Origin of the sequence: Streptomyces sp. NPDC005402, assembly GCF_040606575.1 — a bacterium.
Taxonomy (GTDB): Bacteria; Actinomycetota; Actinomycetes; order Streptomycetales; family Streptomycetaceae; genus Streptomyces.
Genome location: NZ_JBEXFB010000032.1, coordinates 43,924 through 69,016, shown reverse-complemented (window position 1 = coordinate 69,016; position 25,093 = coordinate 43,924). Strand labels below are relative to the sequence as shown.

The window sequence follows — 25,093 nt, the reverse complement described above, 5'->3', positions numbered from 1 at the left end:
CGGCCTTGTGGGAGGGGCCGGCCGGGCGCGGGTCCCGTGTCGCTGCCGCAGGGCCTCGGCACGGGACCCGCCGGTCGTCACGGGGCCTTGACGGTGAAGCCCTGGGCCTTGGCGTAGGTGGTGAGCCGCGACTGCCACGCGTCGAGCGCGGCGACGGCGTCCTTCTTCCTGGTGAGAGCCGTGCCCACGGTCTCGGTCCAGTCGGTGACGGCCTGGTCGAGGAACGGCGGCCACTGGAAGGCGGGGCTCACCGTCTCGCCGATGTCGGCGAAGGCCTGGTTGACCTTCTGGCCGCCGTAGAAGGAGGCCGCGGCACCGGTGAAGGACGGGTCCTCCAGCAGGGGCTTCGTCGCCGGGAAGAACGACTGCTTGGTGTTGAACAGCTTCGCGCTGGCCGGGTCGCTGTTGAGGAACTGCGCGAACACCGCTGCCGCGATGGGGTTCTTGGTCTGCTTGATGACCGCGCTGGTCGAACCGCCCCAGTTGCCCGAACTCGGCTTCGACGCGTCCCACTGCGGCAGCGGGGCCGCCCGCCACTTGCCGGCGGTGGACTTGGCCGAACCGGCGAGGAAGACCGGCCCCCAGGCAGCGGTGATCCAGGTGGCGTACTTGCCCTTGTTCAGCGCGGAGAACCAGGCGTCGGTGAAGTCCGGCTCGACGCCGATGACACCCTCCTGAGCCAGGCCGCCCCAGTAGGCGGCGAGCTTCTTGGAGATCGCGTCGTCGACGTCGATGGTGACGTTGCCCTTGCCGGAGGTCGCGTACGGCTTGGCGCCCGCCTGCCAGAGCAGGCCGTGCCAGGCGGCCGCCTCGTTCCCGGCCAGGTTGGTCAGATAGACCTCCGGGTCGGCCTTGTGCAGCTTGCGTGCCGCGGCGGCGAAGTCGTCCCAGGTCTTCGGCGGCTCGATGCCGTGCTTCTCGAAGATGTCCGCCCGGTACAGCATGCCCATCGGACCGGTGTCCTGCGGGATCGCCCAGATCTCGCCCTTGGGGCCGCTGACCTGTCCCCAGGTCCAGTCGACGAACGTGTCCTTCAGCTTGGCCGCGCCGAACGGATTCAGGTCCAGGAGGCTGTCCGTGATCGTGAACGTGGGAATGGCCTGGTACTCCATCTGTGCCACGTCCGGGGCGCCGCTGCCGGCCTTGATCGCCGTGCGCAGCTTCGTGTAGTGCTGCACGCCCTGGCCCGCGTTGACGACCTTGACCTTGATCGCCGGGTACTTCTTCTCGAAGAGCGCGATCTCCTGGTCGATGTCCGGGACCCACGTCCAGAACGTCAGCTGGGTCGGCGTCTTCATCGCCTTGTCGATGTCGGCCTGGCTGACCGGCTTCGAGGACGAGGAAGCGGAGCCGCCGCCGCTGTCACCGCCTCCGCAGGCGGACAGAGCGGCGCCCAACGACACCGCTCCCGCGGTGGTGAGCAGGAGCCTACGGCTCATCTGGGACTGGCTTGGGGTGGAGTGGGATCTGCGCATGACGAACTCCCGCCGATGGCTGAGGAATGGCACGCCGAGCACGGGCGTGCGATGAGGGTGACGAGGAAGAGGAAGCTCGGACGCGACGGCCAGGACACGGGGGTCGGCTGGCACGGATGCACGTCTTCGCGGACGCCGCCCGGCGGGAGTTCCTTCTTCAGAGGAAAGGCCCGTGGACGGGAGGGTTACGGGTGGAGCGGAGAGCTCGCAGCCGGGTCGCTCGGTGGCTGCCCGACTTGTGGGAAGGACGGGGCGCGTCTTCGGTACGACGAGCTGTCCGAGGGGGCGAGGGCACGGCCGGGGAAGGGTACGGCGGCTCGCCTCACGATGGTCTGTCCGGCAAGGAATGCTGTTCCTCGGACGGGTCGGTGCTGATCAGTTGTACGTGGATGCACCTCCGTCGCCGGGTGGGCCGGGGCGGCCCTCACTGGCAGAGAAGGCCAGGGCCCGATCTCGGCCCGGGGTCATCCGGGTCGGCGGGGGCCCGGTCGAAGCGCGGACCACGAGGTCGACCGGTGGTTCTCCGGCCGACAGGGGTGGCGCGTCCGGGTTCTCGATGGAGTGCACGAGACGTTTGAGCCCCTCCTGCGCCACGGTGTCGAAGGGCTGGCGCATGGTGGTGAGAGGGGGAGTCACATAGGCGGCGACGGGAATGTCGTCGAAGCCCACGACGCTGACGTCCTCCGGCACCCGTCGGCCGGCTTCCGCCAGCGCGCGGATGAGGCCGATCGCCATGTCGTCGTTGGCGGCGAACACCGCGGTCATGTCGTCGTCGCGGGCCAGCTCGCGGCCCGCCGTGTAGCCGCTCGCGGCCGACCAGTCGCCCTCGGCGACACGGGGAGTCGCCCTGCCGTGCGCGTCGAGCGCGGACCGCCAGCCCTCCAGCCGGTCCCGGGCGGCGTACCACTGCTGCGGACCCGCGAGGTGGTGGACGGTCTCGTGCCCCAGTTCCAGCAGATGCTCGGTCGCCGTACGCGCCATCAGATCGGCGCCGACGCCCGCGGCCAGCGTCCTGGGCATGGACAGGGGTGGCGCCCCGAGGACGAGGACCGGTACGTCGACACGGGCGGAGAGGTCGTCGCCGTGCCCGTCGTCGATCGGCTCGGAGATGATGATGCCGTCGACGCCCTGCTCCAGGAGTGAGTCGACGGCGCCGGTGACGCCCGTAGGGTCGTCTTCCAGGGTGTTGACCACACGGAGCGCGTATCCCGTGTCCCGCACGGCCCGTTCGACTCCCATGATGAGTGAGGCGGGTCCGTACAGGGCGGTCCCCAGCGTCACCACGCCGATGGACCGCGTACGCCCGGAGGCCAGTGCCCGGGCGGCGTTGTTCAGCCGGTAACCGAGTTCCTCACCGGCCTCCAGGACGCGTCGGCGCACCTCGGCGGAGACGTAGGGCTCGTCGTTGTACACCCGGGACACGGTCTTCTGGGAGACACCCGCCAACTGGGCCACATCCACACTGCGTGGTGCGCCGGAACTGCCGCCCCGCCCTGCGCCTCGCCTCATGGTGTCTCCAGATGATCGTGACCAGTGACGGCCGGTGTTCGTCGTGACTGCGCATGTCTTGATCGCGCTCGTCTGCGCTCGTCCGGCGTCCGCCTGACGCTCGCCTGACTGCGCTGACATGTCTACGCAGTCATAGGTCGCCCGTCAAGCGTCCGAAACAGATTCGTAACCTTGTACGGGAGTCGGCCCGGAGCTTGGTGCGAGTGGGATCTCCGAGTGCGCTGCAGGCCTTGACGGGGCGGCCCTGACTGCGTAGACAGGGGGCGCGGGTCGCACGCCGATCTTGCGGACACACGGACCCGCGGACCCTGAGCCGGACCCGGACCGGACCCGCGAAGGCGACGGCTCGCGACAGGCTGTCCGCCTGCGAGAAGCCGGGCCGGTATCGGCCACGGGATGAGCGCGCCGGCGGCACGCTCGCGCTGCGGGCAGTGCTCGACCCAGGCTCGGATCTGCTTGTGGGAGCTGTTGGGGTCTTCTTTCCAGGCCGGGAGCTCGGTCTGGCCGCGATCGCGACGGTGCGGGATGACCAGTCCGGCGCCCGGTCGACCAACAGATCGCGCCCGTCCACAACACGATCACCGGCGGCGTGCAGCACGGCCCGGTGATCCAGGCGGCCCATGTGGGCTCGTTCAACTTCGGCACGCCTCCCTGGCCCAGCGGGACAAGTAGGTCGGTGGGCGGCATGGTCTGTTGGTGTATGGGATGACCAGGAGTGTTCGACCGTGCCCGAAACGCGTTGCGTGGGCTGAAGCGTGCCGCTGAGCATGGGGTGTCGCAGGAGCAATGGTTCCAGGCCACACACCAACGGGAGAGACATGAATCCGCTCAGAACCCGTCGAACGTCGTTCGCACTCGGACTGGTTGCCGCGTCCATGCTCACGACGGCCATGGCCACCCCGTCGGTCGCCGCGCCGACGGAGACCGCCTCGTCGGCGCGGGCGGCGGACACCCGCCCGGAAGGCAAGTACTGCACCGTCGTCGTGGAGCCGGTGAAGCCGGGCGAGAAGGCCTCCCGAGTGAAGAGCCGGACCTGTTCCGACACCGGGACGGCGGCGGTCAACCGCAGCGGCCGGACCCTGCTCATGACCTGGTACGAGCACGCCGAGTACGGCGGCGGCAGCACCGACGTATACGGGGACTACGGCCCCTGCGACGCGGACGGCTACGTCCTGAGCACCGGCCTGTGGCGCTACTCGATCTCCTCGTTCATCACCTACAACAGCTGCGACGGCCAGCAGGCCGTCCTCAACGACGGCCAAAGCGCCGTCTATTACTACGGGTTCGGCACGCCGAACGTGGGTGCCCGAGCGAACGACAACATCGGCTGGTTCAAGGTGTGGGACGCCCTTTAGGCCCGCGCGGTGCAGGTGATCAGGGTGGCGTCGAGGTCCAGGACCAGGCCGGCAAGGTCGCGTCCGCCCGCGCGGACTGCGGGTGTCCTGCCCTGGCCTCGGCGGCCATACGCCGTCACCATGCCGGTCCGCCAAGCGATCCGCGCCCTGCCCGAGCAGGTCCGACATCCCGCACCCGAGCAGGACGGCACCTTGCGCCAGCGCACTCAAGTCGCCGAACTGACCGGCATGACCGACCCCACCGGATACCTGGACGGCACCCGGATCATCGTCCGGCGCGAACGCCCGCACCCCGATGCCCAGTGACGCTGTTCGACCTGGACGAAGGCATGCGCCACCAGGTCATCCTCCCCGACACCCCCTACCGCGAGGACGCGCCTCGCAGCACCTGGAGTTCCGCCATCGCGCACACGCCCGCGTCGAGGGCCGCATGCGCAGCGGCAAGGCCACCTGCTCCGGCCGCTTCCCCTCCCCGCAGACTCCTGATTGCGCGTGCTGACCGAGCTTGGCCAGGCGGGTGTCAGATCGTCGCGCACGCCGCGTAACAGCAGCCCGGGGCGGGCAGGACGGGGTGGCCGGACGGAGCGGCCCGCGTGCGAGATCAAGCAATGCCGCGACCGAGACCGGTCAGGAATCGAGAAGCCCCGGCCGCCGTCCAGCCCCTAGCGTGATGGCCATGGCAACCACCACTTCCACCGCAGCCCACACGATCCTCGCGTCCGTCACACTTGAGGTGGCCGACCTCAACGCCGCCCGGCGCTTCTACGGCGCCTTCGGCGTGGACACGTACATACGCCTGCGGGCGTCCGAGGCGCCCTCCACTGGCTTTCGCGGCTTCACACTGGCACTCACGGTGTCCGGGCCGGCCACGGTCGACGGTTTCGTCGCCGCAGCCGTGAGCGCCGGTGCCGTGCTACTGAAGCCCGCGGCGAAGTCGTTGTGGGGGTACGGCGGCGTCGTCCAGGCCCCGGACGGGACGATCTGGAAGATCGCGACGTCAGCGAAGAAGGACACCGGCCCCGCCACCCGCCAGATCGACGAGTTCGTCCTGCTCCTCGGTGTCGAGGACGTGAAGGCCACCAAACAGTTCTACGTGGGCCGGGGCCTGACCGTGGCCAAGAGCTTCGGCGGCAAGTACGCCGAGTTCGCCCCCGGCCAGTCCAGCCCCGTCAAACTGGCGCTGTACAAGCGCAGCGCACTGGCCAAGGACCTCGGCGTCCCCGCCGACGGCACCGGCTCGCACCGCATCGTCCTCGGCAGCACCGCCGACGCCTTCACCGACCCGGACGGATTCGCCTGGGAGGTCACCGCGCCGTCCGCCCCCACGCAGTCCTGACTTCCGTTCCCGTACTCCCGCACCACCTGTCTCGCCTCGGACGAGATTCACCACCGGGGAGCGGACTGCGATGAAGGAGCACGCGGGCGAGCACAGCACATGACGGCGGCGCGGCGTGGTTCGTCCCGGGTGGAGAAGGAGGCGGCATCGGAACCGCCGCTCCCGACGTCGTGCCCAGGCTCCGGTACGGGATGCCCGTATACGCCAGTCCCTGCCGCCCTGCGTCCTCAGTCCTCAGTCCTCAGTCCTCAGTCCTCAGTCCTCAGCGACGCGAATGATCGTGCGGCCCGGGACGCGCTGCCGTGAGGCGAAGGCGTCGGCTGCCTCTGAAAGCGGTCGCACCGCGCCGACGCGCACCCGCAGCCGTCCGTCCCGTAGACGCCGGGCGAGATCGGCGAGGCGTGCGCGGTCGGGTTCGACCACGAAGAAGACAGCTCGACCGTCGGCGGGGCGCACCGCGGGCTGGTGAGCGATGCTGACGAGTGTGCCGCCGGGTCGCACGAGGGCGGCCGAGCGGTCGAGGACGTCGCCACCGATGACGTCGAACACGACGTCGACCTGGCCCGTGTCCTCCCAACGGTCGGCTTCCAGGTCGAGGAACTCGTGCGCGCCCAGCTCGAGAACGGTGTCCCGGTCGGCGGAGCGGCCCGTGCCGACCACGCGCGCGCCCGCTTCGTGAGCGAGCTGGACCGCGATCGAGCCGACGCCGCCGGCGGCACCGTGGATCAGGACGGTCTGGCCGGTGGTGAGGCGGGCGTGGTCGAACAGGCCCTGCCAGGCGGTCAGTCCGGAGATCGGCAGTGCGGCGGCCACCGTGTGGTCGATGTCGGCGGGGAGCGGGGCGAGGTTACGGGCTTCCACGGCGACGTATTCCGCGAGTGAGCCGTCGCGGGTCCAGTCGGCCAGTCCGAAGACCCGTTGGCCGACCGTGAGGCCGGTCGTTCCGTATCCGAGTTCCGTCACCACCCCCGAGACCTCGTGGCCGGGCACGCTCGGGGTACGGTCACGGCCGGCGCGGTCGGTCCACGTTGCGGGCCAGTCGAGCTCGCCTCGGGTGAAGCCCGCGGCGTGCACGCGCAGGATGACGTCGTTCTCGGCGGCGTGGGGAGGGGGAAGCTCCTCAAGGGTCAGCCCCCTGACCCCGGCCTCACGATCCCGGACAGTAATGGCTCGCACGAGTATTCCTTTCATGGTGCGGGGTGAGAGATGGATCCGGACGCCGCTTGGAGAAGGTGGTCGGTCCACACCTCTTGGAGATCCGGACGGGCGAGAACACATCTGATCGCATCCGGCAGGGCGGGCTTTTGCCGGTCACTGTGGCCAGGGAGCATCGAGTACGCGCTCCACCATGGATGTACGGCGAAAACCGGGAACGAAGTGTTCCAGCACATCCGCATTGACGGTCCCGTAGGTGGTGTCCGGACGATCTTTGAGACCGTCGACGAATGCCTGCAGGAATTCCTTCTTGAAATCGTCGCGCGGATGAGCGGCGATGATCTCGTCCATCTGGTGACGTTCCAGCCCGTCCAGGCCCCAGCCGACCGCGTCGGTCAGGACGCCGTAGTTCGTGGCGGCAACCTCAGGGTCCATCCGGCCCGGAATCCCCGGTGTCGTGTGCAGGGCGATCGCCCTCCAGACCACCTCGGCGGCGTTTTGGGAGAACCCGCGTTCCAGCAGGAACCTCTGCGCGTGGTCGGCGCCGTCCAGCTCGAAGCGCTGCTGTGCGTCGCGGAAGGGGATCAAAAGGCCCACGTCATGGAACATCGCCGAGATGTAGAGCAACTCGGGATCGGGCCGCAGATCCCTGGTCCGCGCGTGGAGGGAAGCGAAGAGGAAAACACGCCGGGAGTGGTGGAAGATCAGGGGATTCGTCCTCTCCCGAAGAAACTCCGTGGCCTCCGCGACAGCCGAGGTCCCGGGAATTTCCACCCCTGCGATGATGTCGGTCATGATGTCCGCGCTTTCCGATGCGATGTGCCACGAGTGGACCGCGCGTCCGATGTCCACAGTGCCGACGACGCGGCCCTCGGCGCCGCCTCGGTCCGGCCATGAACCACTCGAATCCGGTCATCCCAGGGTGGGCCCGTGAGCTCCGTCCCGCACCAGGTGGCGATCCTCGTCTACGACGGGGTCAAGATGCTGGACGTCGTCGGCCCGGCCGAGGTGTTCGGGGAGGCGAACCTGCTCGGCGCCGACTACCGGATCACCCTGCTTTCGACGACGGGCGCCGACGTCACCTCCTCGATCGGCATGCGGATCGCCGTCGACGGCAGTGCCGCCCCGCAGGCGGATCCCGACACGCTCCTGGTGCCGGGCGGGGACATCTACCCCAGGACCCCGGTCACGCGCGACCTGGCCGAAGCGACCGGAAACCTGGCAGCCCGGGCCGGCCGGGTCGCCTCCGTGTGCTCCGGTGCCTTCGTCCTCGGAGCGACGGGCCTCTTGGACGGCAGACGAGCGACCACCCACTGGAAAATCGCCGGGGAGCTCGCTAGCCGGCACCCGAAGGCCCACGTCGAGCCGGACGCCATCTATGTACGCGACGGCACGATGTACACATCGGCAGGCGTCACCGCGGGCATCGACCTCGCCCTCGCTCTCGTCGAGGAGGACCACGGCCCCGACATCAGCCGGGAGGTGGCCCGCTCCCTGGTGGTCTACCTGCAGCGAGCGGGCGGCCAATCACAGTTCTCCGCACCCCTGCAAGGCTCACCACCCCGCTCCCCCGCCCTGCGCAGGATCGTCGACCTGGTCACCGCGGATCCCGCCGACGACTACTCCCTGGCCCGACTCGCCGGACGACTCAACGTCAGTACGCGCCACCTCACCAGGCTGTTCCGCGAGGAATTGGGCACCACGCCCACCCGGTACGTCGAGTCGATCCGCTTCGACATCGCGAAGTCACTGCTCGACCAGGGGCACACCGCCACGCAGGCGGCAGCCATGGCCGGCTTCCCGAGTTACGAGAGCCTGCGACGCGTCTTCGGAAGGGAGTTGTCCATCAGCCCCGCCGCCTACCAGCGCCGATTCGCCACCGCCCGCCGTGAGCCGGCCGAATAGCCACCCGACGACCGGCCCGGCGCCACCGGCGCCCCAACCGTCCCGCACGCATAGCCGCCGCGCCGACGCTGCCCGTCGGAACTCGTTCCCCGTCGATCCCCTGCATCCCGATGCACGAGTCGGTGCCGACCAGCGGGAGTCGCTCACGTAAGGCGCCGGGCGGGACAGACGTGGGATATGGGCACCGGTCCTGAGGTCGCCGCCGGGCATCGATGTCACGACCTTCGAAGAGAGGGCGTGCGGGCGTTCCGGTCAGCGATCGCCTGACGGAACGTCAGCACCTGCCCCTGACGCAACTCAGCGCCCTCTGACGGGACACTCTGGCACTGCCATCCGAGGCCCTGCGAAAAGAGTTTGAGCCGGGTGACGCCCCGCTGCTACTTTCCTGTCGGACCGTGAAGTCGTCGTATGGAGGTGAGCCCCGTGAACACAGTTACCCGTGGGTGCTCCCTCAACCCGTCACGGTCCGGCGGCTGACGTTCGGTGTCGCCAGGAGCGCCTGAGATCGAGGCACTCCTGGAGGGAGACTCCGATGAACACAAAGCCTTTCACATCCGGCCTGGGCGAGAACGCGGTGATGATCACGCGCGTCGCGGACAGGCAATGGCATGCGCTGGACGACGACCTGGTGGTCGGCCGAGGGCATGCGCAGCACCGGCCCGACGGGCGCTTGTACGTCAGCATCGACGCCTGGCACGACCTTGCCTTCGACCGGCTTGCCGAAGCGATGCTGGCGGAACTGCCGGCGCCGCTGTACACGGTGGTCGACGAAGCCGACGTCGAACTGGCGGCTGCCTGGCGGCGGGCCGGTTTCATGATCCGGCGCCGCGAGTGGGAGTACGTCGTACCGACCGACCCACAGGTCACAGGGCTCGACGCGGTCCCGCTGCCCTCGGGCGTGACGATCGTTCCCGCCGGTCGGGCCGACGAGAGTCTGCTGCGGGCGGTGGACCGCGCCATCCGTGACGAGGTCGAGGCGACCGTCGGGTGGCAGTCGATGCCCGCGGAGGTGATGCCCCGTCCCGAGGGCGACACCATCGTCGACCCGTCGAAGTACGCGGTGGCCGCGGCACCCGACCGCTACCTGGGGCTGATCCGGGTCGTGACGGTGATCCGGCCGCGCATCGGACTGGTCGCGGTCCGGGCCGGCGAGCAGCGCCGCGGCATCGCACGGGCGCTGCTCGCCCACGCGCTGGGGACGTTGCACCGCTCCGGGCACGCCGCGGCCTGGACGGAAGTCCAGGAGTCCAACCATGCCGCCTCGGCGCTGTTCGAGGGCATCGGGGCCCGCCCGATGAGCAGCAACCTGGAGCTGGTGCGATGACGAAGAACAAGAACGTCATCGAGGTCGAGGGCAAGGTCGTCGAGTGCCTGCGCAGCGCCATGTTCACCGTGGAGCTCGAGAACGGCCACCAGGTCCTCGCGCACATCAGCGGGAAGATCCGCAAGCACTACATCAAGATCATGTTGGAAGACCGGGTGCTGGTGGAGCTCCCGCCATACGACCTGACGCGCGGGCGGATCGTGTTCCGTTACCGGAACTAGCGGCGGTCGGCGCCTTTCCCGGCAACTGATCTCGGGGCCCCGGTCACGGCGCCTGTGCCACGGCGTGTGTGTGACCGGGGCCCCTGCCCTCAGGGAATCGCATCAGTGAAGGTGCAGCCACCAGGCCAGGAGCCACACGGTCGCACCTGAACCGGCACCTCCTCCCCCAACCCTCCGGAGGAAGAGGTGCCGGCGTGCGGGATGACCTGTCCGCAACGTCCGGCCTGCCGCCCACCGTTCGCCGCTACCGTCTGCCGTCTGCCGTCTGCCGTCTGCCGTCTGCCGTCTGCCGTGAACGCCGTATCAAGGCGTCTGCATTGCGTGGGCCGTTGTCGGCGGGAATGCGACAACACACGTGCAGGCAAGGGTGCTGTCGCAGACCGGCCAGCCACCTCTCCACGGGACCTGTTGGACTGATCGCGAAACGCGCTGGTCTTCACAGGAGGGAACACCATGCCGGCAAGCACCACCGCTTCAGTCGACGGCCAAGTCTCGTCCTCCCGGTCCCCGCTGTGGGGATGGCCGGCCGTGGTCTCGGTGATGCTGGGAATCTTCGCCATCGTCACCACCGAGATCCTGCCGATCGGTCTGCTCACCTCGATCGGTTCCAGCTTCGCCGTCTCAGACGGGACGGCCGGCCTGATGATGACCATGCCAGGCTTCCTGGCCGCGATTGCCGCCCCGCTGGTCACCGCGGTCACCGCACGCTTCGATCGCCGGCTGATGCTCTGCGCCTTCATGCTCCTGCTGGCACTCGCGAACTTCCTTGCAGCGGTGGCACCCGAGTACTGGCTCGTACTGGCCTCCCGGATCATGGTCGGCGTGACGATCGGCGGCTTCTGGTCGATCGGGGCGGGGCTGGCGGAACGACTGGTGCCGCCTACCTCGGTCCCCAGGGCGACTGCTGTGATCTTCTCCGCCGTCCCCCTGGGATCCGTCCTCGGCGTACCGACCGGCACCCTCGTCGGAGATCTCGCCGGTTGGCGAACAGCCTTCACGGTCATGGGAGTTCTGACGGTCGGTGTACTGATCATGCTGCTCTTGTTCGTGCCACCGCTTCCTCCGGTCCAGGCCACCCGGCTGAGCGTCCTCGGCGGCATGCTCCGCACTTCCAGTACCCGCTTCGCACTCCTGCTGACGTCTCTCGTTGTGCTGGCGCACTTCGGGACCTACACGTACGTCACGCCGTTCCTCAAACAGGTCACCCACGCGGGCGACGGTCTGATCACAACCTTCTTGCTGCTCTACGGCGCCGCCGGCATCGTGGGCAACTTCCTGGGCGGCGCCTGGGTGGCCCGACATCCGCGGATCGTCTTCGGACTCGCGGGCGGCCTGATCGCCGCGGTGACCCTGCTGCTTCCGGCGCTGGGCCGAGGGGAGACGGGCGCGGTGATCCTGCTGCTCGTGTGGGGCGTCGCGTACGGCGCCGTACCGGTCGCGTCGCAGACCTGGTTCTCCAAGGCGGCGCCGCACGCCCCGGAAGCGGCGTCGGTCCTGTTCACCGCTTCCTTCCAGGCAACAATCTCTTGCGGCGCACTCGTTGGAGGACTCGTCCTGGACCGCACTTCTCCCACTGCGGTCATGCTGGTGGGCGGTTGCACCGCGGTTCTCATGGTCGTGGCAGTGGCCGCACGTTCCACCGAGAGCCCCACCGGACCGGGGTGAGGAGGCGGTCGCGGTGCGCGCACGCCGGGACGGACACAGCGGCCCTCTCGCTACGGCAAGAGGGTTTCGAACACACTCGACCACCAAGTCACAGATTCCCACTATGGCGAAGTTGTAGCGCCTCAGCGCACGAAAGTTCAACCCTTCATCCATGCAGGACGGATGGCCGAAATATCGGACAGAGAGGACGACAGTCAAGAACAAACAAAATCGATCGAAGTCATTGACGCCATGGGCTCGCTGCCCCTCTCATTGATCCCCGCCAGGCGGCAGGGACCCGCCTGCTCGGATCGGAGAGGCAAACGCATGCCCAAGGGAACACCTCATCGGCCGACCGGCCGATGGCGCAGAGCCGCCACCGCCCTTCTGACACTGATCGGCGGTGTGGCCGCCCTCCTGCTTCCGGCGACCGAAGCGCACGCCGCCCCCGTGTCGTTCACCACGGGCGCCGCACGCACCGACCAGAACGGCAACACCCTGCAGTTGCACGGCCTCGGCATCATCAAGGTCGGTGACACCTGGTACGGCTTCGGCGAGGACAAGACCGGCGAGACCTCGGCCGACACGTCCTTCCAGGACATCACCTGCTACTCCTCGACCGACCTCGCCAACTGGACCTACCGGGGTCAGGCGTTGAGCAAGCAAGCCGCCGGGGACCTGGGCCCGAGCCGGGTGGTGGAGCGGCCGAAGGTCATCTACAACGCGTCGACCAGCACGTACGTGATGTACATGCACATCGACAGCACCAACTACTCCGAGGCCAAGGTCGGTGTCGCCACCAGCAGCACCCCGTGCGGCCCCTACACCTACCGCGGCAGCTTCCGGCCGCTGGGCAACCTCAGCCGTGACCTCGGCCTGTTCCAGGACACCGACGGCACCGCGTACCTGCTGAGCGAGGACCGCAACAACGGCCTGCGCATCGACAAACTGTCCGCCGACTACCTGTCCGTCGACAGCGCGGTGGCCGTGCTCGGCAGCAGCGGCAGCGGCAGCGTCGAGGCACCGGCCATGATCAAGAAGGACGGCACGTACTACGTCTTCGGCTCCCATCTGACGGGCTGGAGCCTGAACGACAACATCTACGCCACCGCCACCTCACTGAGCGGCCCCTGGTCGGCGTTCCGGAACTTCGCCGCCCCCGGCACCCACACCTACGGCAGCCAGACGGCGAACGTCATCACCGTCCAGGGCTCTGCCGGCACCACCTACATCTACGCCGGCGACCGCTGGGACACCTCCGACCTGGGCGCGTCGAAGCTGATCTGGCTGCCGCTGACCATCAGGGGTACGACGGTGAACCTCGGCCAGTACCCCACCTGGTCCCTCGACGCCGCGGCCGGAACCTGGACCGCCGGCAGCGGGATACCGTCGGAGGGCGTCCACACCCTGAAGAACATCAACAGCTCCATGCTGATCGACGTGTCGAGCGGCTCCACGGCGAACGGCGCCAAGATCATCCAGTGGGCGTCCAACGGTGGCACCAACCAGCAGTGGACCCTGACGAGGATGGCGGACAACGTCTACACGCTCAAGAGCGTGAAGAGCGGCCTGTGCCTGGACGTACCGAACCAGTCGACCACCACCGGCACGCAGTTGCAGCAGTGGACCTGCAACGGCGGAACCAACCAGCAGTGGTTCCTCGACCTGGTCGGCAGCTACACCGGCAACACGTACATGCTCGCCGGAGTGGGCAGCGACCTTCACGTCGGTGTCGCAGGCTCCACCACCCAGGGGGCGGCGGTGGACCAAGAGACGGGCACCGGCGCGACCAACCAGCAGTGGAGTCTTTCCTGACCCGTCACAATGCCGGTCGGCCTGAGGGCCGTCAGTCCGGGGCAGGTCCGGGGCCGCAGTGCTCCGGGCCGCCCTGTGCCGGTCGATCGACAGTGACTCGGCCAGCGGCGGTCGGCGGTGACCGGCCATCGCGTCACTCGCGGCGAAGCAGCCTGCGGTACTGATGCTCGCGTTCGCGAGCGTCCGCGCCAGGCATCCTGCATCCTGCCGACTCGTGCCGAGGCGGTCGTCGTCGCGTACGGACGACGTCGCTGCGCGAACCGCCCGGAGGTCGTGGCGGCCCTTGAGCGCGCACTCAGACCAGGTCGCCGCGCAGGATGCTGTAGCGCACGCCGTCACGCCACTGCCCGTCACGGAAGGCGACGCTGCGAAGGACGCCTTCGCGGGTGAACCCGGCCTTCTCCAGGGCCCGTTGCTCGGCGACGTTCTCCACCTCGGTGTCCGCCTCGATCCGCACCACCGTCGTGTGCGCGAGGAGGTAGCGGACCAACTGCCGTTGCGCCTCGGTCCCGACGCCACGTCCGCGTGCCTCTGTCAGCAGGGCGATGCCCATGTTCCAGTACGAGCTGGTCGGCGTCGGCCTGACCTTCCGCCACGCGACGAACCCCAGCCGCTCCGTGCCGCTCACCACCATCAGATGCCCGCCGTCGTCGCCGAGCAGCCCGTTCTCCGCCCACCGGCGCCGCCACCGCCCGGTGTCCCACCAGCCGAACCACTGGAAGGGCGCGGCGGTCTCCGGGTCGGTGAGGAACCGTTCGATGACCGGCAGATCGTCCTCGGCCACTGGCCGCAGCGCGACATCGTCGATGCTCATGCGGGCCACCCTACGACGCGACTCCATAGCGTCCGACACACCCACAAAAACTCGCCAACTCCACCTTGCACAGCGCCATTTGCGCGCATCCCGACTGTGGACGACGCAAAGGAACCTGGATGGAGCGCGGCGCGAAGAGGAACGCATGGGGCTCGCCGCTGCGCGCTCCGCGCCTCTGTTCCGCTCGGCGTGCGCACTCACAGCCGGTCATGAGGCGACAGTCTGGCCGCACCGGCAGTACGGATCCGCCTTCAGGCCGCAGAACGGCATCACGTCGGTGGCCACGACCGACGCAGGCCTCTGATGGCCTTCTGGAACAGCGCCTGGCCGAGATGCGGGATCACCCGTCGCGGGCGAGGCTGGTGCCGTGTCCGCACGCCGAGCGATCGTCCACCCGCCCCCTGAGACCGGCGGCTGCCTGGTGCGCATCAACGACAAAGGCTTCGGCACGGCGTACAGCCCCCACGGCCTGCCCCTGCGCCTCCAGAACGCCAGGCTGATCGGCCGGCCCGAACGGGATGTCGTCGAATCGAGGCTGATCGAGCGGCACGAAGGCGAGCCAGAGGCGTGGGCCCCCTGAGTAGGCGCAAGGGGGTGCGGGACGGCGCGGAACGCGATGTGGAAGAGGTTCTGGACGATCTCTACACCACACCTCCAGCCGACTTCGTCGCCCGCCGTGAGGAGCTGGCCGTCGCGGCCAAGGCAGCCGGCCACGCGGACGACGCCCGCCGGATCCATGCAGCCCGCCGCCCCACCCTGGCGGCGTGGGCAGCGAACCTTCTGCTGCGCTCCCGGCCGCAGGAGAGCGGGCAGTTCCTGGAGCTGGGGCAGGCGCTGCGCGAGGCATACCGCACCCTGGACGCCGCCGGGATCAGCGAGCTGTCCGAGCAGCGTCGGCGCATCGTGGCTGCCTTGTCCCGGCAGGCGGCGCAGCTTGCTCAGGAGGCCGGGCACCGGCTGTCGGACTCGGCCCGGCAGGATGTCGAGTCCACTCTGCGCGCCGTGCTCACCGATCCGGATGCAGCCGACCGGTGGGCCGGCGGCCGCCTGGAGGGCGCTCTCACCCCGCCGTCGGACTTTCCCGGCACTGCCCCGCCGACCGGCGCCGCGCGCAAGCCTCGTCGGGAGACGGCTCCGCGGCCGTCGGCGCGGACGCAGGCGAAGGACGAACTCGCCGATCGGCGCCGCCTGAGCAAGGAGCGGCTCGATCACGCCCGGGCAGTAGCCGAAGAGACCGCGCAACGATTGCAGGACGCGCGTACCGAGGAGACCGATGCTGAGGCGGCATGGCAGCGGGCACGCGACCGGCACGACGAGGCCCGCCAGCAGGTGTCCACCGCCGAGCAGCAACTGCAGCAGGCACGGCAGGAACTCCAACGCGCCGACCGAGAACAACAGGAGGCCGAGGAACGCAGCCGCGCGGCCACTGATGCACTCGCACGGGCTCGGCAGGAAGCGCGCGAGGCCGCGCAGGCGGTGAAGCGCCTGACCGCAGGCAGCAAGTAGGTGGGAAGCCTGACACCGATGTAGTGCCAAGGTGGTGAAACGAGCGTCGGATCCAAGAGCGACGACGAGCCGGTGCGAACGGTGCGTGCGGTGCGTGGAGTGCGTGCGGTGCGTGCGGGCATGACACGCCGTCTGGAGTGTTCCACGGCCTGTCGGCAGAGACGCCGCCCGTCGTCAGCGAGGCGGGTGGGACGGGAGGGCATCGGGGCGGGTGCTCTCGGCCTTGGCGGCGTCGGCGAGGGCCGCGGCAGCGGCTTCTTCCGCCTGGGCCTTGTCGTTTGCCGCCTGGGCAGCCATGTCGTCCGATGGTTTCTCGCGGGTGGCAGGCGACTGGGGCAGCACTTCGGTGAAGGCGCGAGAGACGCCCTGGAGTGCGGAGGTGATCTCGCTGGGGATCACCCAGAAGTTGTTGCCGGAGCCTTGGGCGAGTTGGGGCAGCGTCTGGAGGTACTGGTAGGCGAGCAGCTTGGGGTCGGGGTCGTTGCGATGTACGGCCTGGAAGACCTCGTCGATGGCCCGGGACTGTCCCTCGGCCTGGAGGATCGCGGCGGTGCGGTTGCCCTCCGCGCGCAGAACGGCCGCCTGCTTGTCGCCTTCGGCTGTGAGGATCTGCGACTGGCGCTGCCCCTCGGCCCCGAGAATCGCGGCCCGCTTGTCCCGCTCGGCCCGCATCTGCTTCTGCATCGCGTCCTTGATGGACTGCGGAGGATCGATGGCCTTGATCTCCACCCGGTTGACCCTCAGCCCCCACTTGCCGGTGGCCTCGTCCAGCACACCACGCAGTTGGCTGTTGATGGTGTCCCGTGAGGTGAGCGTCTTTTCCAGGTCCATGGACCCCACGACGTTTCGCAAGGTGGTGACGGTCAGCTGTTCCACGGCCTGCAGGAAATTCGCGATCTCGTAGAACGCCGCTCGCGGGTCGGTGACCTGGAAGTACAGAACCGTGTCGATCTCGACGACCAGATTGTCCTCGGTGATGACGGGCTGCGGTTTGAAGGAAACGACCTGTTCCCGCAGATCGATCACAGGGTGAACGCGGTCGATGAAAGGGATCACGAGACTGAGGCCGGGACTCAGGGTCCGGTGGTATCGGCCTAGCCGCTCGACGTTACGAGCACGTGCCTGGGGAACGATACGGACCGCCCGCATCACGGTGAAAACCGCGATCAGCGCGACGATGAGACCGGCAATGAGGAACGCCGAGGTTTCCATGTTTTCAGTCCCGTGGGTAGACGATCGCGGTGGCTCCGCTGATCTCCATGACGTCGACGGTCTTTCCGGGAGGAATCACCAGCGTCTCGTCGTAGGCGCGGGCCGTCCACTCCTCACCGTCGATGCGGACTCTGCCACTCAGGCCAGTCACCTCTGAGAGCACATAGGCAGCCTTGCCGACCAGTGCGTCCACGCCGAACTTCTCCGCTTGGGGCCGGAGAACGTGGCGGAGCGCAATGGGACGAACGAAGAGCACGGTGACCGCAGCGATGACGGTGAACACCAAGAACTGCAACGGCACGGACAGCCCGACTGCGGCGGACCCCGCCGTGACCAACGCGGCCGCACTCAGCATTCCGAGCGCAGCAGTAAGGGTGAAGATTTCCGCAGCAGCCAACACGGCTGCGACGATCAACCAGATCAGCCATGGATCCATTGCGTGCCTCTTCTGACCGGTGTGGGCGCGGAAGAGCCTGACTCCCACCATTGCACCCTGATTCGGGACAGCCGGATACCCCCGGGAGAGGAGCGCCTGCCGAACGATCGAAGGCGCACGGACGCCTTTTTCGCCTCCGAGCCAGCTATTTCATCTCTTTACAGCAATTTTACCCATAGGCGAAGATCTTCGAACTTCTCAGGGCTGGCCGGCTGGGGTGTGAACGAAACCGTTGGACGTGGCTGTGGGTGATCAGGCAGCTGACGAGTCCGAGGAGCGCTTCGCGGATGTCGTCGCGTTGTTCGCCCTCACCCCGCCTCGCGGTCACCGGGCGGATCCCGTGCTGCCAGGCCAAGCGGCGGTACCTGTCGTGACCGTAGCCGCCGTCGGCCGGCAGCGCGTCCGAGCCCCGGCATGCAGTCTGTCGAAGGCGCTCCCCCACGCATGTGAAACGCCTGCCGGTCCGTGCGCAGATCTCAGCGAGCGGGAAGAGACGTCACGCCCGGCAGCGAGGGTGGGCACGTGCACGCGAAGAACTCGCATCTGCTGCACCGGGTACGGCCGCAACCCTCATGGCTGAATCTGTACTGGCGCAGCCTCGGCAGTCGGCGCCGCCGCCCGCCGGTACCGCACGAGGAGGGCGGCGCCGGCCCGCTCGGCCGACAGGCACTCCAGATCGGTCTGCGGGACGCCGTCGGGAAAGAGCCGTCGGCCGGAGCCGAGGACCGTCGGGAAGGTCAACAGCCGGTATTCATCGATGAGTTCCTCGGCCATCAGGGTCCGTACGACGCTCAGGCTGCCGGTGATGATCACATCGCGTTCCTCGCGCTTGACGACGTCGACGAGGTCGCCGTCGATGATCCGGGAGTTCGCCCAGGCTGATGTGTCAGTCAACGAACGGGAGACGACCAGCTTGGTCGCGGCGTTCATCCGCGCAGCGAACGGGTCGTCTCGTCCCGGCCAGATGCGCGAGAACAACTGCCACGTCGTACGCCCCAACAGCATGACCCCGTCGTCGAGCGTGCTGCCGAGCCGGAACTTGTCCCCGGCGACCGCCTCGGGGCCGTACCGGAACGCCCAGCCCCCGGTCGGCGTTCCTCCGGATCCGGCCGGGTCGGACACGATCCCGTCCAGGGTGACGAACTCAATGACGATGACGCTCACGATGGGTGTCCCTTCGATCGATGCTCACCGGTACGTACCGGCGGCACCGGCTCCACTCATCGCGGCTGGCGAAACTCGTCCGAAGAAATCTGCCGGGGCAGGTCGAACGCCTCGAAAACGTGCGGATCGGCGAACACCACGTTGTGCGCGACCAGGCCGCCGGTGACCGTGAAGACCTGCAGCGTGTGCAGCCGACGCGAGCCGTCGGACTCCGGCGCGTACGCGGCGAGCGCGGGCTGCCCGTTGGCTGTCAGGTGCCTCATACCCCAGCCCGTCCCACGCATCGCGAACACCCGGTCCATGAACAGGCCGTAATCGCGGCTGCCCCGGAACCACAGCGGCACCGGCGGCATCTCCAGGACCGCCTCATCCGTGAGCAGCTGCACGAGCGCGGGGACGTCGGCCGCCTCGAACGCCCGCACATACCGCTGAAGCACTGCCCGTACGTCGGGGTCGTCCGGCTCCGTGACCTCCTCCACGCCCCCCACCTCGGCGAGGGCGGCACGAGCACGCTGAAGCGCGCTGTTCACGGCCGCGGTCGTGGTCCCCAACTGGTCGGCGACCTCGGCAGCGGTGAACTCCAGCACTTCGCGCAGCACCAGCACGGCACGCTGCCGCGGCGGCAGAACCTGCATCGCCGCCACCAGCGCGAGCCGCATGTCGGCCCGTACTTCCACATCCAACCGCGCGTCGGGGAACGGCTGCAGCCAGGGGATGTCCATAGCCGGAGTGAGCGGCTTCCCGGGATCGTCACTCGGCGCACCCAGCCCCGACGGCAACGGCCGCCGCGCGCGCCCTTCCAACGCGGTCAGGCTCACGTTGGTCGCGATCCGGTACAGCCAGGTCCGCACGGAGGCGCGCGCGGGGTCGTACCGGTCCCGGGCCTTCCAGGCGCGCAGCATCGTCTCCTGCACCAGGTCCTCGGCCTCGTGGTACGAGCCCAGCATCCGGTAGCAGTACGCCACCAGCTCACCCCGGTACGGCTCGAAATCCACGGGCCCATCATGGCGCACCGGGGCAGCTCGCGTTCTCCCGCACCTCTGCGACGTGTAGACGGTCCCGCGCGTAGGAGCTCGGCACGGCAGCGTCGAGCAACGGCTGGCCATGTACGACTTCGCCCCTGGCCGCCCCCCTTGTCAGGAGGATGAGGCGACCGTCGTCAGGAGGCGGAAGGGCCCGCACATGGCCGAGCGGCTGAAGGACGGACAGCCGCGCGCCGGCCGAGCGGGGCGTGGCGGACGGACCATGCCTACGCGTGGTGGTCCCGCACGATGATCTTTCCGGTGCTCTCGCCGTGCAGCATGCCCAGGAATGCGTCCACGATGTGCTCGAACCCGTCCACCACCGTCTGGTCCAGCGCTAGTCGGCCGCTCTGCAGATGGGGTACCGCGAACTCGTACAGCTCGTCCTGCAGGTCGCCGTAATTGCTGACCAGGAAGCCCTCCATGCGGAGGCTCTTCTCGACAATGTCCGAGTAGTTGAAGTGCGGCGGCGGCGCGTCCGGGCTGTTGTAGCGGCTGATGGTGCCGATGCGGACGATGCGCCCGAACTCGCGCAGTGCGCCCACCGCGGCGGCCAGTTGTTCGCCGCCGACGTTGTCGACGAAGACGTCGATGCCGTCTGGTGCAGCCTTGGCGAGCAGTTCAGCGGCGAGACCGTCGTGGTAGTCGAACGCCGCGTCGTAGCCCACCTCCCGGGTCAGGTGGTCGACCTTGGCCGCCGAGCCCGCGCTGCCCACGAGTCGGCCGGCGCCCAACAGCCGGGCGAACCGGCCGGTGGCGGTGCCGACGCCGCCGGCTGCGGCGGAGACGAACAGGTCGTCGCCCTCGCGGAGCCGGGCGATGCGGGTGAGGCCCACATAGGCGGTCAGTCCGGTGCCGCCGAGGACGCTCAGGTAGGCCGTCAGGGGAACCCCGTCGAAGCGGGGCAGTCTGCGGATCTCCTCGGGGCGGACCACGGAGTGCGTGCGCCAGCCCTGCCGGTGGAACACGACCCCGCCCTCGGTCAGCTCCGGTGTCCGTGAGGCGACGACGCGCCCGAGAGTCCGGCCCTCCAGCGGTGTGTGGAGCGCGAAGCCGCCGGGCACGTCGTCCATCATCTCGCGGTGGTACGGGTCGACGGACCAGTAGAGGTTCTCCACGAGCGCGGTGCCGACCGCAGGTTCGGGAATCGCGGACTCGACGAAGACGAAATCCTTGGTGGTGGGGAAGCGGTGGGGGCGGGCGGTCTGCTGGACGGTGATCGCGCTCTCGGTCATGACGGGACCGTAGGACGGGAATGGAGCCCTCGGGCAGGCAGTTGGGCTCATGTGATCCCCCGTTCCATGAACAGTTCTCATACCCTGAGGTGAGCACCCTGTGCGCCGCACGACCGACACCGATCTCGCTCCGCACGAACTGCGCATCCTGGTGGCGGTCGCGGACGCCGGCGGCTTCTCGGCCGGGGCCGAGGCGCTCGGCCTGACCCAGTCCGCGGTCTCCCACTCGGTACGCGGCAGCGAGCGCAAGATCGGCGCCGTTCTGTTCGAACGCGGCCGCAGCGGTGCCAGACCCACTCCGGCAGGGGAGAAGGCCGTGGCGCATGCGCGCCGTATCCTGCGGCTGCTGGACGTGCTCGTCGCCGAGGCGCGGGGAGCCGCCCGATCCGAGATGACGCAGGGGCCGGAGGGCCCGCTGCGGATCGCGGCCTTCCGCAGCACCGCGCTGCACCTGCTGCCGCCGGTTCTGCAGCGGCTGCGCGCGCGGTATCCCGGGATCGAGCCGCAGGTGCGGATCGTCCGCGAGCTCGGGCGCGGTACGGCGGGCGAGGTGGCCGACGGGCGGTCCGATATCGCCATTGCCACCTTGGACGGAGCGCAGCTGCCGACGGGGCTGGTTTCGGGCGCACTTTTCGAAGAGAGCTACTCCCTGGTGCATCCGGCCGGACACCCGGCTCCGCGCTCGCTGCCGCTGGTCGACTGGGTCGAGAACTGCGGCTCGTACACCCGCGCCTGGTGGGGCGCGCAGGACTGGATCCCGAGGGCCACGATCGAGGCCGAGGACGACGGAGCCGTGCTCTCGCTCGTGAGCGGGGGGCACGGGATGGCGATCATGCCCGCGCTCTCCCTGGTCGGAGCACCGGGCTCGATCGAGATCACCGATCTCGGTCCGGAGCGCCCGACGCGCCGTGTCGGCTATGTGACCACCCCGGAGCTCGCCGGCTCGGCCGTCGTACGCGCTCTGGTGCGGGAGCTGCGGGCCACCGGCTCCGCCATCTGACGAGCAGCGGGCCACCAGTGCCCGAGGTCCTGCTTTCGGGACTCATCCGTCTGTTTTCTCCGCAACACCCGGGACGACGGTCCCCCGCACGATCGCAGAATGACGCACACGTGGAACAGCCGGTGCCGGGCAGTGGTGGAACTCGCGGTTGCCGATGACACCACCGCGTTCGCCGTCCGGAACGGCTCGCCGGCACACTGCCCGGTCACCCCGGCGAGACCGTACGGTCCGCGGGTCCGGCGGGCGCGGCGGGCCCGCCGTCGGGTCGCGCTACTTCCTGAACCATCCTCATGAGCCCGACGCGCGGGCGGGTGCCGATCACCCTTGTTGCGTTCAGGCGCTCATGTCAGTCGCCATACGCAGTCGCCGGTGAAGTGTCTCGGACTCCGGCAGCGCAGAGACGAGTACTACGCCCCCGAGGGGTACTCGCCTTTATGTAATACATATCTCGGGCAAATGGGAGGTGCCGAAATGACAACGCAGCCCAGGCCGGACATGGCAACACATCCCGACATCCTCGACATGCGCAATCGCCACGAGATGGCCGAGCGTGTCGCGACCACTCCCAGGGCACAGGCCGTCGAGGCCATGGGCCTGATCACCGGCCTCTACCTCGCGGCCTCACCGTGGATCGTGGGGTTCAACGGGTTCTCCACCCTGGCGGTCAACAACCTGATCGTCGGCATCGCGTACGCCGTGATCATGAGCGGTGGCTTCGGCCGGGCATACGAGCGGTCGCACAGCATGGCATGGGCCGCCTGCGCGCTCAGCGCGTGGACGATCGTCGCACCCTGGGTTGTGGCAGGCGATGTCAGCACCACCAGGACCATCGTCAACAACATCATCGTTGGCGTGATCGGGCTCCTGCTGGGCCTCATGGCCGCCGCAGCCGCCCGCCCGGTGGATCAGTCGTCCGGCGACCGCGCGGCGTCGCGCATGTGATCGTCTCCCACCGTCTAGGGACGTGCGTCGTAGGCCGCAGGACAGCCGGGCCGACACTGGGCCATCCGTGATGCCTCGCAGGCTTCACGGATGGCCGCTGGGAGACGCCCAGGACCCAGGATCATTCACGAGACAGCCGTTTTTCTGTGCGCGCCCAGAGACGTACCGGCTCGCATCCCGGACAACGCCAGGCCCATGCTTCGGTTCGTTCCGTTCAGGCCACGCGGCGACCCGGCCCTACGCGCTCGCGCCTCCTCCCGTCCTGCGCCTCGGAGTCCCGCTCACGTGGGATCTCCGCTCCGGCAGAATGCGCCCGTACGTCGAGCGCGCCCCCGTCGCCGGCTTTCGACGGGCGTTGCCCGGTCTCCCCGGCGATGAAGTGGTCCTCTTGCGAGTAGTCCTCTTGGCGAGGCGACGGCGGCGGATGATCCACGCAGAACCGAACGCTGTGCCGCGCTGGGTGGCAGCGAAGTCCCGTCACAGGATGCGGATCGCCCCGCCCGCCTCCACCACTCATGATTCCCGGCCCCTGCGAGCCACCCTGCCCAGACTTCGCCTACGGGACATGGCGGGCGGCCCCGTGAGGACCGGCCCGCCGGAGTCGTCAGCATGGGCCGCCGGTTCAGTGCTGCCGCTTGCCGTGGTAGCGCTCGGCGAGGCGGGCGAGGGCGACGGCCGCGAGGAGGAGGCCGAAGTCGCGCAGGGCGATGTCGTAGTAGTCGGGGATGGTCAGAAGGTTGACGATGATGCCGGCCAGCCAGCCGGCCACCAGCCAGGCTCCGAAGCGGGGAGCGAGGGCCACGGCGATGCCGGCCACGATTTCGATCGCGCCCACGGCGTACATGGCGGCCTGGGCACTGCCGGGAACCAGGTCGTTGATCCAGGGCGCGAGGTAGGCGGGCCAGTCCACGAGCAGGTTGGTGAACTTGTCCAGCCCGAACAGGATGGGCGCCACCGTGAACGCGGTGCGCAGGATCGCGAACGCCTGATAGCCGGGATCGGCGAGCAGCGCACGCCGATCCCGGGCGGCGGCGGACGTGGGGCTTGTGGTTGCGGAGGACATGACGACCTCTCCTTCTATCGACAACTCTCATTACCTATAGAAGCTCCGGGCTCTTCTTTAGTCAATGGCTGTTGGTTTTACACTGGTGTTCGTGGACGACCCGAAGGAAGTACGCGACGCCGACGTCTCCGCCATCGCCGCCCTGGACGAGCCGACGCGCCGGAGGCTGTACGACCATGTGGTGCGCCAGCCGCTCCCTGTCAGCCGGGACGAGGCAGCCGCCGCGCTCGGTCTCGCGCGGCAGACCGCGGCGTTCCACCTCGACCGCCTCGCCGATGAATCCCTGCTCGACGTGGTCTACGAGCGGCGCAGCGGGCGGGCGGGTCCGGGGGCCGGCCGCCCGGCCAAGCTGTACCGGCGGTCGGCGAAGCACATCGCGGTCAGCCTGCCCGACCGGCGCTACGAGCTCGCCGGACGCCTCCTTGCGCAGTCCGTCGAGGAGTCCGCCGCAACCGGTGAGCCGGTACAGGAAGTGCTCTACCGGAAGGCCGAAGAGCTCGGCACACTGTTGGGCGGGCCGGGCAGCGGAGGTCTCTTCGACCTGCTGGAGCGGTACGGGTTCGAGCCGCGGCACGAGGAAGGCGCCGTCGTGCTCGGCAACTGTCCCTTCCATGCCCTGGCCCGTGAGTACACGCATACGGTGTGCAACATGAACCTGCATCTGCTGCGCGGCGTCCTTCAGGGGCTGGGCGAGTGCGGGTACGCGGCCTGTCTGTCGCCGAGCCCGGGTCGGTGCTGTGTCCGGTTGGAGCCCGTCGCCTGATCACAGGGACGGCATGGCCGCAGCTCGTCGCACGGCAGCGACGGGACTGGTGCCGGGCGGCGTGGACGTGTGGGGAATGGGGCCGATGTCAGCGCGCCGCGAGCCAGCCAGAGCAGCGAGTACACGTCACCGCCACTGCTGAGGACACGTGGCTGCAAAACAATTGGACGGAGGATGATCGACCTTATAACTTGCGG

General features: G+C 68.8%; 25 protein-coding genes and 1 pseudogene. 13 read left to right on the top strand and 13 right to left on the bottom strand.

What is annotated here, in order from left to right:
• Positions 1 to 77: 77 nt before the first annotated feature.
• From ABZT02_RS40330 to ABZT02_RS40320, 3 genes and pseudogenes are all read right to left on the bottom strand, one after another.
• Positions 78 to 1,475 carry an extracellular solute-binding protein gene (locus tag ABZT02_RS40330; RefSeq protein WP_356027098.1) on the bottom strand — a complete coding sequence of 466 codons (1,398 nt, stop codon included), beginning with the start codon at positions 1,473 to 1,475 and terminating at the stop codon, positions 78 to 80.
• Between the two features lie 375 nt (positions 1,476 to 1,850).
• Positions 1,851 to 2,984: a LacI family DNA-binding transcriptional regulator gene (locus ABZT02_RS40325; RefSeq protein WP_356027095.1), complete on the bottom strand. Its 1,134-nt coding sequence runs from the start codon at positions 2,982 to 2,984 to the stop codon at positions 1,851 to 1,853.
• Between the two features lie 431 nt (positions 2,985 to 3,415).
• Positions 3,416 to 3,529: pseudogene (locus tag ABZT02_RS40320) on the bottom strand (IS5/IS1182 family transposase); the annotation flags it as partial.
• 330 nt (positions 3,530 to 3,859) lie between these two features.
• On the opposite strand from ABZT02_RS40320, the gene ABZT02_RS40315 reads away from it, so the two are divergent.
• Positions 3,860 to 4,339, top strand: coding sequence for a hypothetical protein (locus tag ABZT02_RS40315; protein WP_356027093.1), 480 nt, complete (start codon positions 3,860 to 3,862; stop codon positions 4,337 to 4,339).
• Here ABZT02_RS40315 and ABZT02_RS40310 read toward each other — a convergent pair.
• Positions 4,336 to 4,461, bottom strand: coding sequence for a hypothetical protein (locus ABZT02_RS40310; protein ID WP_356027090.1), 126 nt, complete (start codon positions 4,459 to 4,461; stop codon positions 4,336 to 4,338). The two genes, ABZT02_RS40315 and ABZT02_RS40310, sit on opposite strands and share 4 nt — an antisense overlap.
• On the opposite strand from ABZT02_RS40310, the gene ABZT02_RS40305 reads away from it, so the two are divergent.
• Together ABZT02_RS40305 and ABZT02_RS40300 are read left to right on the top strand one after the other, a co-directional pair.
• Positions 4,460 to 4,645, top strand: coding sequence for a hypothetical protein (locus ABZT02_RS40305; RefSeq protein ID WP_356027121.1), 186 nt, complete (start codon positions 4,460 to 4,462; stop codon positions 4,643 to 4,645). The two genes, ABZT02_RS40310 and ABZT02_RS40305, sit on opposite strands and share 2 nt — an antisense overlap.
• Positions 4,646 to 5,009: 364 nt before the next feature.
• A complete protein-coding gene (locus ABZT02_RS40300) occupies positions 5,010 to 5,675 on the top strand; it encodes a glyoxalase (protein ID WP_356027088.1) in 666 nt (221 codons plus the stop codon).
• A gap of 255 nt (positions 5,676 to 5,930) precedes the next feature.
• Here the strand turns inward: ABZT02_RS40300 and ABZT02_RS40295 are convergent, their stop codons facing one another.
• Together ABZT02_RS40295 and ABZT02_RS40290 are read right to left on the bottom strand one after the other, a co-directional pair.
• Complete coding sequence (locus tag ABZT02_RS40295; RefSeq protein WP_356027086.1) at positions 5,931 to 6,851, bottom strand: NADP-dependent oxidoreductase; 921 nt, start codon at positions 6,849 to 6,851, stop codon at positions 5,931 to 5,933.
• Between the two features lie 135 nt (positions 6,852 to 6,986).
• The gene (locus ABZT02_RS40290; RefSeq protein ID WP_356027083.1) at positions 6,987 to 7,625 is read right to left on the bottom strand and encodes an HD domain-containing protein; all 639 of its coding nucleotides are present in this window, start codon (positions 7,623 to 7,625) and stop codon (positions 6,987 to 6,989) included.
• Positions 7,626 to 7,760: 135 nt separating this feature from the next.
• Between ABZT02_RS40290 and ABZT02_RS40285 the strand changes: the two genes are divergently transcribed.
• The 5 genes from ABZT02_RS40285 to ABZT02_RS40265 all read left to right on the top strand — a co-directional run bounded on the left by ABZT02_RS40285 (position 7,761) and on the right by ABZT02_RS40265 (position 13,739).
• Positions 7,761 to 8,735 carry a GlxA family transcriptional regulator gene (locus ABZT02_RS40285; RefSeq protein ID WP_356027081.1) on the top strand — a complete coding sequence of 325 codons (975 nt, stop codon included), beginning with the start codon at positions 7,761 to 7,763 and terminating at the stop codon, positions 8,733 to 8,735.
• Positions 8,736 to 9,267: 532 nt separating this feature from the next.
• Positions 9,268 to 10,059, top strand: a complete 792-nt coding sequence (locus ABZT02_RS40280) for a GNAT family N-acetyltransferase (protein WP_356027079.1) — start codon at positions 9,268 to 9,270, stop codon at positions 10,057 to 10,059.
• Positions 10,056 to 10,280, top strand: coding sequence for a translation initiation factor IF-1 (gene infA, locus ABZT02_RS40275; protein ID WP_004936508.1), 225 nt, complete (start codon positions 10,056 to 10,058; stop codon positions 10,278 to 10,280). Before ABZT02_RS40280 ends, infA begins: the two co-directional genes overlap by 4 nt.
• 453 nt (positions 10,281 to 10,733) lie before the next feature.
• Complete coding sequence (locus tag ABZT02_RS40270; protein WP_356027076.1) at positions 10,734 to 11,945, top strand: MFS transporter; 1,212 nt, start codon at positions 10,734 to 10,736, stop codon at positions 11,943 to 11,945.
• Between the two features lie 306 nt (positions 11,946 to 12,251).
• Positions 12,252 to 13,739: an RICIN domain-containing protein gene (locus ABZT02_RS40265; RefSeq protein WP_356027073.1), complete on the top strand. Its 1,488-nt coding sequence runs from the start codon at positions 12,252 to 12,254 to the stop codon at positions 13,737 to 13,739.
• A 295-nt stretch (positions 13,740 to 14,034) separates the two neighbouring features.
• Here the strand turns inward: ABZT02_RS40265 and ABZT02_RS40260 are convergent, their stop codons facing one another.
• Positions 14,035 to 14,553, bottom strand: a complete 519-nt coding sequence (locus tag ABZT02_RS40260; RefSeq protein ID WP_356027071.1) for a GNAT family protein — start codon at positions 14,551 to 14,553, stop codon at positions 14,035 to 14,037.
• Positions 14,554 to 14,920: 367 nt separating this feature from the next.
• Between ABZT02_RS40260 and ABZT02_RS40255 the strand changes: the two genes are divergently transcribed.
• Positions 14,921 to 15,133: a hypothetical protein gene (locus tag ABZT02_RS40255; protein ID WP_356027069.1), complete on the top strand. Its 213-nt coding sequence runs from the start codon at positions 14,921 to 14,923 to the stop codon at positions 15,131 to 15,133.
• Positions 15,134 to 15,147: 14 nt separating this feature from the next.
• The gene (locus ABZT02_RS40250; RefSeq protein WP_356027066.1) at positions 15,148 to 16,059 is read left to right on the top strand and encodes a hypothetical protein; all 912 of its coding nucleotides are present in this window, start codon (positions 15,148 to 15,150) and stop codon (positions 16,057 to 16,059) included.
• Between the two features lie 174 nt (positions 16,060 to 16,233).
• Here ABZT02_RS40250 and ABZT02_RS40245 read toward each other — a convergent pair whose 3' ends face one another.
• The 5 genes from ABZT02_RS40245 to ABZT02_RS40225 form a co-directional block, all read right to left on the bottom strand.
• Positions 16,234 to 17,271: an SPFH domain-containing protein gene (locus ABZT02_RS40245; RefSeq protein WP_356027064.1), complete on the bottom strand. Its 1,038-nt coding sequence runs from the start codon at positions 17,269 to 17,271 to the stop codon at positions 16,234 to 16,236.
• A gap of 4 nt (positions 17,272 to 17,275) precedes the next feature.
• Positions 17,276 to 17,707 carry an NfeD family protein gene (locus tag ABZT02_RS40240; RefSeq protein WP_356027062.1) on the bottom strand — a complete coding sequence of 144 codons (432 nt, stop codon included), beginning with the start codon at positions 17,705 to 17,707 and terminating at the stop codon, positions 17,276 to 17,278.
• A 570-nt stretch (positions 17,708 to 18,277) separates the two neighbouring features.
• Positions 18,278 to 18,871, bottom strand: coding sequence for a dihydrofolate reductase family protein (locus ABZT02_RS40235; RefSeq protein ID WP_356027059.1), 594 nt, complete (start codon positions 18,869 to 18,871; stop codon positions 18,278 to 18,280).
• A gap of 56 nt (positions 18,872 to 18,927) precedes the next feature.
• Positions 18,928 to 19,977, bottom strand: a complete 1,050-nt coding sequence (locus tag ABZT02_RS40230) for a sigma-70 family RNA polymerase sigma factor (protein WP_356027056.1) — start codon at positions 19,975 to 19,977, stop codon at positions 18,928 to 18,930.
• Positions 19,978 to 20,120: 143 nt separating this feature from the next.
• Complete coding sequence (locus ABZT02_RS40225) at positions 20,121 to 21,128, bottom strand: NADP-dependent oxidoreductase (protein ID WP_356027054.1); 1,008 nt, start codon at positions 21,126 to 21,128, stop codon at positions 20,121 to 20,123.
• 100 nt (positions 21,129 to 21,228) lie between these two features.
• Between ABZT02_RS40225 and ABZT02_RS40220 the strand changes: the two genes are divergently transcribed.
• Both ABZT02_RS40220 and ABZT02_RS40215 read left to right on the top strand, forming a co-directional pair.
• Positions 21,229 to 22,128 (top strand): LysR family transcriptional regulator, encoded by a 900-nt coding sequence (locus ABZT02_RS40220; protein WP_356027052.1) that lies wholly within the window; start codon positions 21,229 to 21,231, stop codon positions 22,126 to 22,128.
• Between the two features lie 471 nt (positions 22,129 to 22,599).
• A complete protein-coding gene (locus ABZT02_RS40215) occupies positions 22,600 to 23,070 on the top strand; it encodes an SPW repeat protein (protein WP_356027116.1) in 471 nt (156 codons plus the stop codon).
• A gap of 622 nt (positions 23,071 to 23,692) precedes the next feature.
• Here the strand turns inward: ABZT02_RS40215 and ABZT02_RS40210 are convergent.
• The gene (locus tag ABZT02_RS40210; RefSeq protein WP_356027050.1) at positions 23,693 to 24,133 is read right to left on the bottom strand and encodes a DoxX family membrane protein; all 441 of its coding nucleotides are present in this window, start codon (positions 24,131 to 24,133) and stop codon (positions 23,693 to 23,695) included.
• A gap of 85 nt (positions 24,134 to 24,218) precedes the next feature.
• Between ABZT02_RS40210 and ABZT02_RS40205 the strand changes: the two genes are divergently transcribed.
• The gene (locus tag ABZT02_RS40205; RefSeq protein ID WP_356027113.1) at positions 24,219 to 24,896 is read left to right on the top strand and encodes a helix-turn-helix domain-containing protein; all 678 of its coding nucleotides are present in this window, start codon (positions 24,219 to 24,221) and stop codon (positions 24,894 to 24,896) included.
• Positions 24,897 to 25,093: the final 197 nt, after the last annotated feature.